14 protein-coding genes are annotated in these 14,163 nt (G+C 69.9%); 7 read left to right on the top strand and 7 right to left on the bottom strand.

What is annotated here, in order from left to right; genetic code table 11:
* Positions 1-88 precede the first annotated feature (88 nt).
* Together OO54_RS13825 and OO54_RS45855 are read left to right on the top strand one after the other, a co-directional pair.
* Positions 89-1,345 (top strand): NAD(P)/FAD-dependent oxidoreductase, encoded by a 1,257-nt coding sequence (locus OO54_RS13825; protein ID WP_033203157.1) that lies wholly within the window; start codon positions 89-91, stop codon positions 1,343-1,345.
* A 171-nt stretch (positions 1,346-1,516) separates the two neighbouring features.
* A complete protein-coding gene (locus OO54_RS45855) occupies positions 1,517-1,669 on the top strand; it encodes a hypothetical protein (protein WP_157856478.1) in 153 nt (50 codons plus the stop codon).
* 396 nt (positions 1,670-2,065) lie between these two features.
* On the opposite strand, the gene OO54_RS13820 is transcribed toward OO54_RS45855, so the two are convergent.
* Positions 2,066-3,301, bottom strand: a complete 1,236-nt coding sequence (locus OO54_RS13820; RefSeq protein ID WP_033203156.1) for a helix-turn-helix domain-containing protein — start codon at positions 3,299-3,301, stop codon at positions 2,066-2,068.
* 31 nt (positions 3,302-3,332) lie between these two features.
* Between OO54_RS13820 and OO54_RS48310 the strand changes: the two genes are divergently transcribed.
* Positions 3,333-3,458, top strand: coding sequence for a hypothetical protein (locus OO54_RS48310; RefSeq protein ID WP_267888938.1), 126 nt, complete (start codon positions 3,333-3,335; stop codon positions 3,456-3,458).
* A 257-nt stretch (positions 3,459-3,715) separates the two neighbouring features.
* Here OO54_RS48310 and OO54_RS13815 read toward each other — a convergent pair whose 3' ends face one another.
* On the bottom strand, positions 3,716-4,555 hold the full coding sequence (locus OO54_RS13815; protein ID WP_033203155.1) for a M55 family metallopeptidase: 840 nt from the start codon (positions 4,553-4,555) through the stop codon (positions 3,716-3,718).
* 183 nt (positions 4,556-4,738) lie between these two features.
* Here OO54_RS13815 and OO54_RS13810 point away from each other — a divergent pair, with 183 nt between their 5' ends.
* A complete protein-coding gene (locus tag OO54_RS13810; protein WP_033203154.1) occupies positions 4,739-5,368 on the top strand; it encodes a C39 family peptidase in 630 nt (209 codons plus the stop codon).
* 93 nt (positions 5,369-5,461) lie between these two features.
* Here the strand turns inward: OO54_RS13810 and OO54_RS13805 are convergent, their stop codons facing one another.
* Together OO54_RS13805 and OO54_RS13800 are read right to left on the bottom strand one after the other, a co-directional pair.
* Complete coding sequence (locus tag OO54_RS13805; protein WP_051786929.1) at positions 5,462-6,364, bottom strand: threonine ammonia-lyase; 903 nt, start codon at positions 6,362-6,364, stop codon at positions 5,462-5,464.
* Between the two features lie 52 nt (positions 6,365-6,416).
* Positions 6,417-7,463, bottom strand: a complete 1,047-nt coding sequence (locus OO54_RS13800) for a D-alanine--D-alanine ligase family protein (protein WP_157856477.1) — start codon at positions 7,461-7,463, stop codon at positions 6,417-6,419.
* Positions 7,464-7,794: 331 nt separating this feature from the next.
* Between OO54_RS13800 and OO54_RS13795 the strand changes: the two genes are divergently transcribed.
* Together OO54_RS13795 and OO54_RS13790 are read left to right on the top strand one after the other, a co-directional pair.
* Positions 7,795-9,081, top strand: a complete 1,287-nt coding sequence (locus OO54_RS13795; protein ID WP_033203152.1) for an ATP-grasp domain-containing protein — start codon at positions 7,795-7,797, stop codon at positions 9,079-9,081.
* 95 nt (positions 9,082-9,176) lie between these two features.
* Entirely contained in the window at positions 9,177-10,469 is a 1,293-nt protein-coding gene (locus tag OO54_RS13790) for an MDR family MFS transporter (protein ID WP_051786928.1), read from the top strand.
* Positions 10,470-10,493: 24 nt separating this feature from the next.
* Here OO54_RS13790 and OO54_RS13785 read toward each other — a convergent pair whose 3' ends face one another.
* The 3 genes from OO54_RS13785 to OO54_RS13775 are packed head-to-tail and all read right to left on the bottom strand — an operon-like array spanning position 10,494 to position 13,146.
* Positions 10,494-11,240: a glucose 1-dehydrogenase gene (locus tag OO54_RS13785; protein ID WP_033203151.1), complete on the bottom strand. Its 747-nt coding sequence runs from the start codon at positions 11,238-11,240 to the stop codon at positions 10,494-10,496.
* A complete protein-coding gene (locus tag OO54_RS13780) occupies positions 11,237-12,229 on the bottom strand; it encodes an alpha/beta hydrolase family protein (protein ID WP_033203150.1) in 993 nt (330 codons plus the stop codon). The genes OO54_RS13785 and OO54_RS13780 overlap by 4 nt, the downstream gene beginning before the upstream one ends.
* Positions 12,226-13,146, bottom strand: coding sequence for a zinc-binding dehydrogenase (locus OO54_RS13775; RefSeq protein WP_033203149.1), 921 nt, complete (start codon positions 13,144-13,146; stop codon positions 12,226-12,228). The genes OO54_RS13780 and OO54_RS13775 overlap by 4 nt, the downstream gene beginning before the upstream one ends.
* An 89-nt stretch (positions 13,147-13,235) precedes the next feature.
* Here OO54_RS13775 and OO54_RS13770 point away from each other — a divergent pair, with 89 nt between their 5' ends.
* Positions 13,236-14,162 carry a LysR family transcriptional regulator gene (locus tag OO54_RS13770; protein ID WP_033203148.1) on the top strand — a complete coding sequence of 309 codons (927 nt, stop codon included), beginning with the start codon at positions 13,236-13,238 and terminating at the stop codon, positions 14,160-14,162.
* The last annotated feature ends 1 nt before the right edge of the window (position 14,163 follow it).

Raw genomic sequence — 14,163 nt, 5'->3', positions numbered from 1 at the left:
CCGGGCCCTGGAGCCCGCCCCCGCCACCGGTCCGCCGCGGGCGCACGAGCGGGGCGCCTCACGAGGAAACCCATGGAACGAGGACGGCATGGAGAAGACGACGGACGGCACACGGTATGACGTGGTGGTGGTCGGAGCCGGGGCCGCGGGTCTCGCCTGCGCCGGTGATCTGTGCGCGGCAGGTGTGCGGGTGCTGCTCCTCGAGGCGGGTGACGTGGTCGGCGGACGGATGCGTACCGACCGGGTCGCGGGCTTCACGGCGGATCGCGGCTTCCAGGTCTTCAACACGTCGTATCCGCAGGTGAAGCGGCGTCTGGACCTGAAGGCGCTGCGGCTGCGACCGTTCACGCCGGGGGTGCTCGTGCACACCGACCGGGGGCTGCGCCGGTTCACGGATCCGAGCCGTCGCCCGAGGGAGAGCCGGGATCTGCTGCCGGGGCGGCTCGCGTCGGGACGCGATCTGCTGGCCCTCTCCGCCCTGTCCGCACGGGACGTCCTCGCACCGGCTTCCGTGCTGCGGCGCGGCGCCGACGGGACCACGCTCGACGCCCTGGCCTCGGCAGGCGTGTCGACACACCTGGTGGAGACGTTCTTCCGGCCGTTCCTCTCCGGGGTGTTCCTGGAGGACCGGCTGGAGACCTCTGCGCGCTTCTTCCACCTGGTGTGGCGGAGCATGCTGCGCGGCAGCCTGTGTCTGCCGGCCGAGGGGGTCGGGGCGGTGCCCGCGCAGCTCGCCTCACGGCTGCCGCAGGACGTGCTGCGGACCGGAACGACCGTCTCCGCCGTGACGCCCGAGGGCGTGGCCCTCGAGAGCGGACGTGAGGTGCGGTCCCGTACGGTCGTCGTCGCGAGCGGGCAACGGGTCGCGGCCGGGCTGCTTCCGGGGCTTCGCGTCCCGGGCGGCCGGACGGTGACCACGTTGTACCACGCAACCACCCGGCCTCCCCTGGACGAGCCCGTGCTGGTCGTCGACTCCGGGCGGAGGTTCCTCAACACCTGTGTCCTCACCGCCGTTCAGCCCGGTTTCTCCACCGACGGACGGGCGCTCGTGTCCACCTCCGTGCTCGGTTCCCCCGGCCCGGCGGACACGGACGCCGTCCTGAGGGCCCTGGGCGAGGTGTACGCCACGGACACGGGCGACTGGGAGCCGGTCCACCGCGTCACGGTCACCGACGCCCTGCCGGCGATGCCGGGGCCCGCTCCGCTGTCCCGGGCGGTGCGGTGGGCTCCCGGCCGGTACGTGTGCGGGGACCACCGGGCGACCGGTTCCCTCCAGGGTGCGCTGGCGTCGGGGGCGCGGGCGGCCCGCACGGTCCTTGACGACCTGCGGGCGGGCGCGGTCTGAGGACGCCTGCGGCACCTGCGGCTTGAACGCGTTCAAACTCCATGCGAGGGTACGGCACAGGCACTTGCCCCACCGGTCGCGCACGCGACCTCGGAACCCGCTGAGGGTGGACCGTGTCGCGTCGCTGTCGCACTGCGCTGATCTCGCTCCCGTGACTAGAGCGTCGTCTCCGTGACCTTCGACGCCGCCCACCCGGAAACGGGTGAGCGGAAGCCCGACTCCTGGGCCGCTTTGCGGCAAGGCAAGGTCTGGAAGTCCTGGACCCGCGTCGGCGATCCGGACCACGACGATCCCCACCGCACCCTGACCAGCCCGGCGAGTTGACCCTCGATTGCGCCAGGATCTGGGCACTGCCGAGGTTCCCGGGCTGGCGAGTTCGAGTCATGAGGCATTTCACGCAAACAGCCCAGGGGCCCACCCTGCCCCTCTCCCACATGCGACACGGCAGCGGCCGTGTCGAGAAAATCCTGTGAGGTCTTCGCAGGTGGGCGCCGTGCACATCCCTTCGACGCGAACGCACCGAAGGGTGAGGGGTGTTGTGGAAGCCGCTTGGGCCGACGGGGGACAACGGCGACCGCGAAGGATTCTCGCCATGATTCACTGACTTGAATCACTGTTCTCAGTTCACAGTGCAGTGAATATGTTGAAACCTGTGCGACCTGAGATCGTCAGCGCTGCGCCCGGAAAACCGGTCGCACACGGAAGAGGGGGCGGGGTGTATCACATAGCCGGTGGGAGCTCTTTGGCCACCGCTACCGCCTTCCACGCCTCCGCTGCCAAGTCCAGGTATCCGGCGGCTTCGGCTTCCTCGGCGACGCTCTGGGCCAGCCGGACCCCCTGTTGGTTCCGGCCAAGCCGGATGGTGGCCTCGGCACGCAGGAGCGTCGTACGCAATCTGTCATGGAAGGTGAGAAGCCCCGTGTCCTCCGCGGCCGCGGCTTCTCGCCGGGCGTCGGCCGGTCGACCTTCCATGAGGTGCACTCGGGCGGACACCGCCGTGAGTTCGGCATGATGGATGGGTTCTCCCACATAGCGCAGCGCATCGGCCGCTTCCTGGAGCCAGGTCTGGATCTCGGGGGAGGAAGGGTCGGGGCAACGCAGCTGGAGGGACACCGCGGCCAGTCTCAGGCGCGCCCAGCCGAGCAGGTCGCGCCGGCTGTCCATCGCGGCCAGGGCCTGCTCGATCAGCGTCCGGCCCTCCTGGAAGAGCCCCTGCCGGATCCTCACACCGGAGCACGTCCAGTACGCCTGGACTCCCAGTTCCGAGGGGACTTCCGCCGCCATGCGCAGGACGTCGGGAATGCGTGCGGCGGCCTGCGCCAGGAGGCCGGCCTCGGTTTCCGCGGCTATGAGCGCCAGACGGGCGCTCACCTTCAGGGCATGAGTGCCGGAGGGGAACCCGTCGACCAGGCACACCGCCTCCTGGGCGGCGGTTCGGGCTTCGGTGATGCCACCTAGCTTGCGTTCCGCTCCGGAGAGCTCGACGAGCAGCCTGCCGAGTAGACAGGGGGATTCCCATTTCCTGGTGAGTACCACCAACTGGCGCAGATCCTCGCGCCGGCCGACGGGGTCCTTCATTTCACAGCGAGCACGAGAGCGGGCCCACAGTGCCTGCCAGGCCCAGTCCTCCGGAAGCCGCGCCGGCAGCTCGGAGCGCGACTCCAGCAGGTCGATGACCCTTGGAAGGTCGTTGTCCGCCAGAGCCGTGGAGACCTCGGCCATGGTCGCACCCCAGGACTCCTGGACGCCGTCGCTCGACGCCAGTTCGGCGACGCCGAGTCCGAGCTTCCCGGCCAGGTGGCGCAGGGTCTCCGCGGAGGGCAGGCGACTGCCGCTTTCGATGCGCGAGATGTAGCTCGTGGAGACCGGCCCACCGGCCAGATCTCCCTGCGTCAGTCCGCTTTCGAGACGAAGTCTTCTCAGCCGCCGCCCGAAGGCAGGCTGCTCGATCTCCATGCAACGTCCTCTGATCCGGTAGGAGAGTCACATGCCCCGCAAAGTTCGACAGTCCACACGTGCGCAGGTCGCCGCCGGCGCGATGATCAGTGACAGCGGCGCTGCTGTCGGCATCGAAGGGACGTCCCGGATGCCTGCCGAGATCGAGTGGCCGTAGCGCAATGCGTGTGCTCGATGACTCCTGAATCCCACTCCGATGGTTGCCTTGTGGGCCGAAGCGGGGCAGTCGACGTGCCAGTGGACAGTGTTCGACGGGGCTGGCTCTCCGAATGCGTCAAGGGCAGACATATTACGAGGCAAGTTCATGCCTCGTCCATGACTCGTACGGGGCCGGCCCATGGTCTCTTCACAGAGTGCGGAGCGAAACACGGCCCTATTTCACATATCGGACCACCAGGTGGGTGTGACGGCCTTTCAGCAGTAGGGGGCCTGGTTCGTCAAGGTCGCGGCCACTCGCAGGAAGATTCCCAACAGCCGGTAGAGGTCCGGCATCTGCGCGGTCGCCTCGACGGTCCTGCTGTCGCTGCGCGTCACGCCCGGGATGCCGAGCAGGTGCGTCGCCACCGCCGCGGACTGCCAGCGAACCGCGAGTGTCCTCGGTTTCTGCGCCGGGACCGACTCGCGCGAGGAGTCCGGCCGGTCGGCGACGGCGCTGTGCGCGGCGGCCTGGATGGCGGCACGTGACTCGGCCGGGGGGCGCAGCTCGGCGGCGAACCGGTCCCGAGCCGTCTTGACGGCGACGGTCGTCACGCCGCCGTCCCACTCCGCCATCTCGGCGCACGCGGCGTCGTCGCCCGTCAGCAGGGCGACGGGAACACCGATGGCCGCCGCCGTGGCGTGGAGGAGGCCGATCTCGCCCACGGGGCGGCCGTCCAGCCACATGTCCTCGATCTCGTGGCCCATGAAGCTGTGACTCATGACCCCCGGCGACCCGGCCCGCGCGTGGAAGCCGACACAGAGCACGACGTCGAAGTCGGCCTCCAGGCCTTCCAGCATGCTCATCGGTTTCGGGCGCCCCTTGATCAGACGGGCCCGCGGGTGCAGGTCCTCCAGGAGCAGATTGCGCATCGGACCGTGGGCGTCGTTCACCAGAACGTCTGTCGCGCCGCCGGAGAGAGCCCCGGAAATCGCGGCATTGACGTCCTCGGTCATCATCAGGCGGCCGCGTTCGTAATCCCTGCCCGGCGGCTGTACGTCCTCCGGGTCCACGAGTCCGGTAATGCCCTCCATGTCCGCGCTGATGTATACCCTCATGACTGTTCCTTTGTGTAGGCGTCAGGCGCACAACAGAAGTGGCCGAAAATCGTCGACTCATTCCGGGAAGGGGTGACTTGACGGGCCCCGCGCCGGCAGCGGACGCCGGACGCCATGCTATCGTCCTGATCCACTCCGCCCGACATGCGAATCCCACGCGCGTGACCGGCACATGGAAGGAATATGAGGAACATTTCAGTCCGGCATGATGTGCCGTATTACTCGCAATGGGAATCCGCGGATCTCGTCCCCGATCTGCTTTCCGGCCGGGCAAAGGCCGAGGACGATCCTTCCTGGCGTACTTCGGGGGCGGACACCGCCGGGGAATACGCCTTCTGGTCCTGGCGCATCTGCGGCATGGCCTGTCTGCGCATGGCCCTGGAGCACTGGGACCTGAAGCCGCCGAACCTCCTGACGCTGGCTCGGGAGTTCCTGGACGCCGGCGCGTACGTACGCCGCGAGGACGGCGTGGACGGCCTCATCTACGCTCCGTTCGCCGAGTACGCCGCACAGCGGTGGGACATCGAGGCCGAAGTCCACGGGACGCTGGCGATCGAGGAGATCCCGGGCCACCTGGAGGAAGGCAGGCTGGTCATGCTGTCCGTCCACCCGTCGATCCGGGAGCCGGACGGCACGCCTCCCGGCCGCGGTGGGCACTTGGTCCTTGCCGTCGGCTGCACGCCCGACCACCTGCTGATCCACAACCCGTCCGGGCTGCCCGGGGTGTCGCAGCGATTCGCCGAGGTGCCCTGGCAGGCGCTGCCACGGTTCTTCGCGCAACGAGGAGTCACCTTGGGGATCAGCGGCCGGTAGAGGCCGGGCCCGGTGGTGGGTCGCGGTCGCCGTCGTGCGGCGACCGCGACGAGCGGCCCGGCCGATCCGGCCTGATCGACGGGACACGCCCACTCAGCCGAGGATGCAGTCGCTCCAGGTCTGATCGTCGATGTTTCCACCGGAGACCACGCAGAGCGCCACCTTGCGGGGGTCGGGATTCCGCAGCGCGGCCGCGAACGCCGCCGCCCCCGCCCCTTCGGCCCGGATGCCGGCCTCGGCCCACAGGATGCGCATCGCCCGATGCAGTTCCATGTCGTCGACCGTGCGCACCTCCAGGCCGTAGTCCTTGCAGGCCTGGAAGGACCGGGCGCCGATGCGCCGGACCAGCAGTCCCTCCGGCAGGCCCTTGGCGGTCTCCAGCGTGATCCGGCGGCCGGCCCGCAGCGACATCTGCATCGCCGGTGCGCCCTGGTACTCGACGCCTGTGATCCTGGTGGCAGCATCGCCCCATTCGGCGATGCCCGCCGCCACCAGGCCTCCCCCGCCCACCGGCACGAACGCGGCGTCGGGCAGGCCGGCCTCCTCGCGTACCTCGCGGTAGAGGCTTCGATGACCCTCGATGATGTCGGGATCGTCGAAGCTGTGCACGAAGACGGCGGTGTTCTCGTCCGCGTACCTGCGTGCGAGGACCTCGCAGTCGTCGTAGCCGCCGTCCACGAGGACGACGTCGCCGCCGGCGCCGGTGATTCGCTGCCGCTTGGCCAGCGGTGTCGTCCGCGGAACGAACACCCGCAGGGGCAGGCCGCGGGCCGAGGCCGCTTCCGCCAGACCGGAGGCGTGGTTCCCGGTGGAGGCCGTGACGAGTGTGCTTCCGGCCGGCAGTCCCGCCACTTTATGGGCGTTTCCCCGGTACTTGAACGCCCCGGATATCTGGCGCGTCTCGTCCTTCACGAGGATGTCCCGCCAGCCGTGCGGCTGGAGCCGGACGACGCGGGTGCGAATCGGCTGGAGTCGTTCTTTCAGTTGTACGGACATGACCGTCCCATCAGTGTCGTGACCGAATGCGTGCGTTCGTCCGATCGCCCGGTCAGTGACTGATGTCGTATTCCTTGACCTTGTCGCGTGCGGGGCGGGATTCGTAGTCTCCGGACGCCGCGACGACGAGGTCGGTGATGGTGCGGCCGGTTGCCGCCAGCGCCATCGGGAAGATGCTTCCGGACATCAGGCCGGGCAGGGTGTTGATTTCGAGGAAGTACGTTTCGCCGTCCCTGACCAGGAAGTCGCATCGCGCGAAGGTCGCCACCTCGGTGGCTTCGAAGAGCGCCTGCGCGTAGTCGCGGATGGCCTTGGTGGTGGGGTCCTCGGCGCACAGTTCGATGCGCGCACGCCCCTTGACGTGCTTCTCCTCGTGGCCGAAGAAGCCCTGCGACACCACCTCCGCCACGGGGAGTTCGACGAGGCGCCCGTTCTCCCGGTACACGCTGCAGGAGTACTCGCGGCCGCTGACGAACTCCTGCACCAGGACCTGGTTGTCGTACGGCGCGGCTGCCGCGACCGCCTTCGCCAGCTCCGACTCGTCCGGATCGCGCAGGCACGTGGTGAGCAGCGAAGCACCCATGCGATTGGGCTTGACCACGAGGGAACCGGGCCCGGCCTCCTGCAGGACGCGCTGTGCGTCGAACGAGTCCGCGCGGACGAGGACGGAGCGCGGGGCACGCAATCCGGGCAGCAGAGCGGTCGCCAGGGCGGCCTGGAGGTACTTGTCCATGCCCAGAGCGGAAGCGAGTACGGGCCCGAAGTTCCCGCGGATCCCCGCGACTTCGGCCAGCCCTTGCCAGCCTCCGTCCTCACCTTCGTTCCCGTGCAGCAGGGAGAAGACGAACGAGCCGCCCGACCTGAGCCGTTCGATGGCCGCACCCAGCGACAGGGCCTCCCCCGCGAGGAGGTCCTTCTCGTCCTCCGGCCACGGTCCGCTGCCGAAGAAGTGGACCGCGCCGGTGCGGTCGACGTAGCAGACGGAATCGACCGTGACCCGATCCGGCTCTTTGCGTAATTCGCTCAGTACATGGTGGTAGCCGTGGAGGGACGCATCATGTTCGGTGCTCCGACCGCCAACAAGGAGGGTGATGTTCAAGGACACGAAACACCTCGGGATCGATGGGTGGAGTGGAGTCCTTCGGGAGCTGCGGCCCTCAAGCTAGATAGCCCTCGCAAGCAGAGTCAATGCAGGAGTCATGCATTTGACTGACAGTTGACACCCCAGGCCGAGAACCTACCCCTCCCCGCGTCCGACGGGCTTCCTCCAGGCCGACCGGGCGTACCTCTTGACCTGGATGGTTCGGATTGCCGCTCTTTCGTCGAGGAGCGGAGTCATCGATGTGACTCGGATGTTGACTAGGTGTGCAGACCCTCGTAAGTTGCTCGCCGGTAGCCTCAACTCCCCGTCTGTCCTGCAGGAGTTACGCGTGGACGCTCAGAAGAACCTGCCCAGGCTCGTCTTCCTCGACGGCCCCGGCCCGCCGCCGCCGGAGTGGTACCTGCCGAAGCTCACGAAGAGCTTCGAGGTACACGTCCTCTGGGCCCCGACAGGAGACGCCGAGAGGGACGCGTTACACGCCGGGACCCTGGACCGGTATTGCGCCCATTCGCCGCTGCTGGGCGGCGACGACGCCGTGCGTGCGATCGTCGACTTCTCCCGGGAGTGGCGTCCGGAGGGAATCCTCGGGTTCAGCGAGCTGGTCGTGACGGAGACCCATGCCGCGGCCCTCGAACTGGGGCTGCCGGCGAACTCCCCCGAATCCCTGCCCGCGCTGCGGAGCAAGGAGGCGCAGCGCACGGCGCTGGCGAAGGGCGGGGTCCCGGTGCCGGGGTTCGCTTCCGTGTTCTCGCTGTCCGATCTGGTGAGGGCGGTGGCCGAGGTGGGCCTGCCGGCGGTCCTCAAGCCGTCGGCCGGCGTCGGCAGCATGGCCACGTACCCGGTCACGGAGGACGTCGACCTGTCCGGGTTGTGGGACACGGCGACTTCCCGGTACACGGCGGATCCGCGCGGGGACGGCTCGGTGCACTTCGTGCTGGAGGAGATGCTGATCGGCGAGCGGTGGCACGACGACCCCCGTTACGCGCCCTACGTCAGCGTCGAGTCGCTGGTCCAGGACGGCTCCGTGACCCATTGCGCGGTGACCGACAAGTTCCCGCTGTCGGAACCCTTCCGTGAGAACGGCAACGTCTTTCCCTCGAACCTCCCCCGGCACCGGATCGACTCGATCCTGGAGTGCGCCACACAGGCCATCCAGGCCCTGGGGATCAGGAACTCGATGGTGCACACGGAGGTCATGCTCACGGCGGCCGGACCGCGGATCATCGAGGTCAACAGCCGGCTGGGGGGAGCCGCCATCGAAATGCTCCAGCTCAGCTTCGACTACGACGTCGTGACCGCGATGGCCGACATCGCCACCGGTCGCCCCATCGCACCGATGGGCCCCCGTCTGCGCAGCACCGGCCAGTACGTGCCGCAGGCGCCCGCGAGGGACGTCACCCTCGCGCAGGTGCCGACCGTCGAACAGCTGATGGCGTTCGAGGAGGTCGTCGAGGCCGAGTTGTTCTATCAGGCGGGAGATCGCCCGGACTGGGCGCGGGGAACGTCGGGCGGCAAACTGGCCCGCCTCATCGCGACGTCCGAATCCCCCGAACCGCTCCTCGATCTGGCGGACTTCCTGGCCTCGGACAAGGCCTTCACCTACGTCTCCGACTGATTCCGCCGGTGACGCGGGTGCTCACCGCGTCACCGGCGATGCGGTTCTCGGGAAGGTACAGGCCGGAGGTCGTTGTCCGGCGGAAAGCGTGAGGCATGACGAATCCGCAAGAGGAGCTCGCACCGGACAGCCAGGCGACCACCGCACGATCCGTCCCGAGCGGCGGCGTGTGGCGGAAGTGGACCGGCGCCCTCACAGGCCAGTTCTGGGTGGTCTGGGGCGCCACCCTGACGAATCAGCTGGGATCCATGGTGATCCCCTATCTGAGCTACTACCTGACACAGGAGCAGAACGTCTCGCTCTCCGTCGTCGGTCTGGTCCTCGCCACGTCCGGCTTCGGCGGGATCATCTCGCAGCTGTGCGGCGGGCTGTTGGTGGACCGCATCGGCTACCGGGCCACGATGATGCTGGGGATGACCGGAACGGGAGTCTTCCTGTTCCTCCTGGGAGCGGTGGACCAGGTGGCTTTGATCGCCGTGTTCGCCTTCCTGGTCGGTCTGGCGGCGGAGATGCACAGACCCGCTTCGGCGTCGATGATCGCCGCCCACTACGCCCCGGCCGACCGGCCGAAGGCCTTCGGCCTGCTGTACTGGGCCGTGAACCTCGGCTACGCGTTCTCCATGGTCTTCGGAGGCTCGCTGGTCCGCCACGGGTTCACCCTGCTCTTCTGGGTCAACTCCGTCGCCTGTGTGGTCGCGGGTCTCCTGGTGTGGTTCATGGGCAGGCCGACGAGCAGGCCGACGACGGCTCCCAGGCGACCGGACGCATCGGATGCCCCCTCCGGCAGTTATCTGGACGTCGCGAGGGACCGGCTGATGCTGGCCTACCTCGGATCCTGGTTCGCCTACGGAGTCGTCTTCTGCCAGGGGCTGTCGACGCTTCCCCTGGCCATGAAGGCCGACGGCATCGCACCGTCGACCTTCGGGTACGTGATGGCCACGAACGCCGTCGTCATCATCATGGTCCAGCCCGTGGCGAGCCCACTGCTCTCCGGACTGGACCACAGCCATGTACTCATCGGCGGCATCCTCGTCCTGGGGGCCGGGTACGGCGCCACGGCCCTGGTGTCCACCCCGGTCGGCTACGCCGTCACCGTGGCCGTCTGGACCCTGGGAGAAGTCGCCGTCAGCTCGGTGAACCAGGCCGTCATCGCGTCCCTCGCACCCCCCTCGCTGCGCGGACGCTACTTCGGGCTCTACGGCATGACGTGGTCCACGGCCGCACTCGCCGCCCCCCTCATGGGCACGTGGCTCCTGCAATGGCGGGCCACCGGGCTCTGGGCGGTCTGCGTGCTCCTGTGCTTCGGCGCCGCGGCCGGCCAGTGGCTGCTCGTTCCGAAGATCAGGGAGCGGTCCGCCATGACCCGCCTCGCGGAGGCGACCGGCTGAGTCGCGAGTCCTGGCCACCGGCCCTCAGTCGGGTACGGCACCGAGCAGGCCGCCGTCGACGACGAGGTCCTGACCGTTGATGTAGGACGCGTCGGCCGAGGCGAGGAAGGCCACGGCGGCGGCCACCTCTTCCGGGCGCCCGAAGCGGCCGGCGACGATCCGGCCGGTGACCGCCTCCGTCTCCGCCGGGGTCAGGGCGGCAGCGGGGTACATCGGGGTGTCGATGTAGCCGGGGCTGACGGAGTTGACGCGGATCCCGCGCGGGGCGAGGGCGGCGGCGAGCGTTCGGGCGAGGTTGTGGGCGGCGGCCTTGGTCGACGAGTAGAGGGTCAGGACGCTGTTGCCGCGGTGGAGGGTCCAGGAGGAGTTGATGACGATCGAGCCTCCGTCCGCCAACAGCGGCAGTGCCTTCTGGACGGTGAAGAAGACGCCCTTGAAGTTGACGTCGACGCCGTGGTCGAAGTCCTGTTCGGTGATGTTCTCGAACGGTAGGAACGTGCCGGTGCCGGCGTTCGCGAAGAGCCCGTCCAGCCGGCCGTGGCGGTCCCGGACGGTCTCCATGAGCGTGTCCGTCGCGCCGAGGTCGGCGGCGTCGGCCACGATGCCCGAGGCACGGGGGCCGAGCCGTCCGACCGCGGCGTCCAGTCGTGCGCGGGTGCGGCCGGTGACGATGACGTGCGCGCCTTCGGCGATGAGGCGGTGTGCGGTCGCGAGCCCCATGCCGCTGGTGCCGCCGGTGATGAGCAGGGTCTTGCCGGTGAAGCGGTTCATGCCGGTGCTCCCGTCAGGGTGTGCGTGAGGTGGTCGCCGAGGTGGGGCAGCCAATCCGGTCGCGCGTTGCCGAGGAGGTGGTCGCCGTGCGGGACGGACAGGTAGGTGCCGTGCGGCGCGAGGCGGGCCAGGGACTCGCCGTTCGCCACGCCGGGGATGACGTCCTGACCGCCGTCCACGACCAGCAGCGGGGCCGCGATGCGGGGAGCCAGGGCGGTGAGGTCCACGTGCCGTACGAACTCGCGGGCGGCCTCGGCTCCCCCGGCGCGCAGCGCCATGATGTCCCGTACCGGCGGGGGCAGTTCATCCCAGTCGAGGCGGAAGGGACCGCTGACGCAGGCGACGGCCGCCACGCGCGGCTCGAGCGCCGCGGCTCTGGCCGCGAAGTAGCCGCCCAGGCTCATACCGACGATCCCGATGCGTGCGACGCCGAGGGCGTCGACGACCCGGCCCACGACCCGCTCGTAGTCCGGCACGAAGGTCGTGGTGGCCGCGAGCACACCCTGTCCCGGCCCGTCCATCGCGAACACCGCCAGCCCTCTGGCCAGCAGCGCGGACGCCAGGTCGAGGAACTCCTCCTTGGCCGAGTCCAGGCCGGGGACGATCACCACGGTCCCCGGTGCGTCGGAGGGGCCGCGCAGCCAACCGGTGAACCCCCCGCCGCTCACCCGCCGCGCACCGGGCTCCAGGAGGGTGAGGGCCCGGCCCGACGCGCGATCCGCCTCGGCGGCGGCACGAGGTGCTTCCGCGTACGGCGCCAGGGTGGCCAGGTGGAACCACCGGGCCGCCTCCAGCAGGTGCTCGCCCGCCGAGCGTGCCGACCCCGCGTCCTGCGCGCGTCGGAGGCAGGCGTGTCCGGTGCGGAGGAAGGACGGCCCCCAGTCGGCGACGGAGGTGAGGCCGTCGGTGACGCGCCGGTACTCGTGAGGGTCCACGCCGGCACCGGTGGCGCGGGACCACTGGGCGGCGGCGAACTCGTCGGGGCTCATCGTGCTCCTCCGGTCAGCAGGACGGCCTTGCCGCGTATCCGGCGCTCTCGCAGGTCGACCAGGGTTTCGGCGGTCCGTGCCCAGTCGGTGGTACGGCCGACTTCCGGGTGCAACCGGTCCTGGGCCACGAGACTCACCAGCGCCGCGAGATCGGAGCCGTACGGGGCGCCGGCGTAGTGGAAGTGCTGGATCGTCACGCGCTGTGGTCCGCCGAGGAGTTGGAAGAAGTCGAGGGACACAGGAGTGCGGCTCGCCTGGCCGAACCAGACGAGCAGACCACCCGGGCGCGCCTTCGACAGCGCGAGCGGCAGATCTGGCCCACCCGTGGACTCCAGCACGACGTCGAACGGACCCCGAGCCGCCGCGACTTCGTGCACGACCTTCGCGCCCAGTCCGACGAGCCGCTCGCCGCGCTCCGGCGTGGCCGTCACGGCGGTGAGCTCGGCTCCGGCCCCGACGGCGAGCTCGGTGACGTAGTGGCCGACGCCCCCTGAGGCGCCGGTCAGCAGCACCCGTCGGCCGGCCAGGGAACCGGCGGTGCGCAGCAGCCGCAGGGCGGTGATCCCGGCCAGGGGCAGGGCCGCCGCACGTACGCTGTCGACGCCGTCCGGGAGCACAGCGAGGGAGTGCGTGGGCACGGCGGCGTACTCGGCCCAACCACCCTGCGCCGGGTGTCCGACGACGCGGGTCCCGATGCCGGGGCCGGAGCCGTCGGCTGCCGCCTGGACGACGAGCCCCGCGATGTCCTTGCCGGGCAGCAGCTCCGGCGTGGGGCGTTCGAGGAGGAACAGCTCACCCCGGTTCGGGGCGAACGCCTCGACCTTGATCAGTGCCTCGTCCGGCTGCGGCACGGGCTGGGGGACGTCGGCGAAGGCGACCGGGCGGGCCGCTTCCCCCGTGGGAATCAGTCTCTGCATGGGGAGGATGCAACCTCCGAGGTCACCCCGTGATCCAACAACGATCGAGCACTGTCGACAACCATCGGTTGTCACCTAAGGTGAGAGCCATGGATCTCGACGTGGCGCAGGTACGCGCGTTCGTTCGCACCGCCGAGGAACTGCACTTCGGCCGGGCGGCCGGGACACTCGCGATCTCCCAGCAGGCGCTGTCGAAGCGGATCGCGCGGCTGGAATCCCTGCTCGGCACCGAGCTCTTTCAGCGCGGTGGCAACGGGGTGAGCCTCACCGAGGCCGGACGGCGTTTCCTCCCACCGGCCCGGCAGGCCGTGGCCGCCGCCGACGCCGCGGTCGCCGCGGTCTCGGGGCGGGAACATCCGCTGCGGGTGGACGTCTGGGGGCACCTCTACGCGCCGATGCGGACACTCGCCCAAGTCGCCGGACGAGCCGGGGAACTGGCGCTGGGGCACGGGCGCGACCTGCCGTCGGTGACGGCCGCACTGCTGCGCGGTGACATCGACGCGGCTTTCGGCCGAGTCCACCCCCCGCTGCCCGCCGGGCTGGCGCACCGCCTCGTCCGCCTCGAACCGATGGACGCCGTACTGAGCACCCGTCACCCGCTCGCAGCCGAACCGGCCCTGCGGCCCGACCAGTTGCGCGACAGTACCCTGTGGGCCCCCGGCACCCTGGACCGGCTCGACTTCCTCGGCCGGTTCGCCGACCGATTCGCCATCCGGAACACGGCCACGAGCGTCAACCTGGGGCTCGCCCACTTCCTCGCCGAGGTGGCGGAAGACCCGCGGCGCTTCTCACTCGTGCCCGCCGACGTGCCCCTGCCGGAAGTCCCCGGCCTGCGCTCCGTCCCCCTGGTCGACCCCACTCCCCTGTACGCCTGGTCACTGCTGTGGCGCAGCGGGGACGGACACCCGGGGCTGGCCGGCCTCGCCGCCGCCTGCGCGGAGGAAGCGGGGCGCAGCCGCTGGCTCGAGTACGACCCGACACGCGACTGGCTTCCGGAACCCCCGGCTAGCGGCTGAG

The sequence above is a fragment of the Streptomyces wedmorensis genome (assembly GCF_000716445.1).
GTDB classification, from domain to species: Bacteria; Actinomycetota; Actinomycetes; order Streptomycetales; family Streptomycetaceae; genus Streptomyces; species Streptomyces wedmorensis.
The sequence above is the reverse complement of the archived record's forward strand: the minus strand, read 5'-3'. Positions and strand labels throughout refer to the sequence as shown.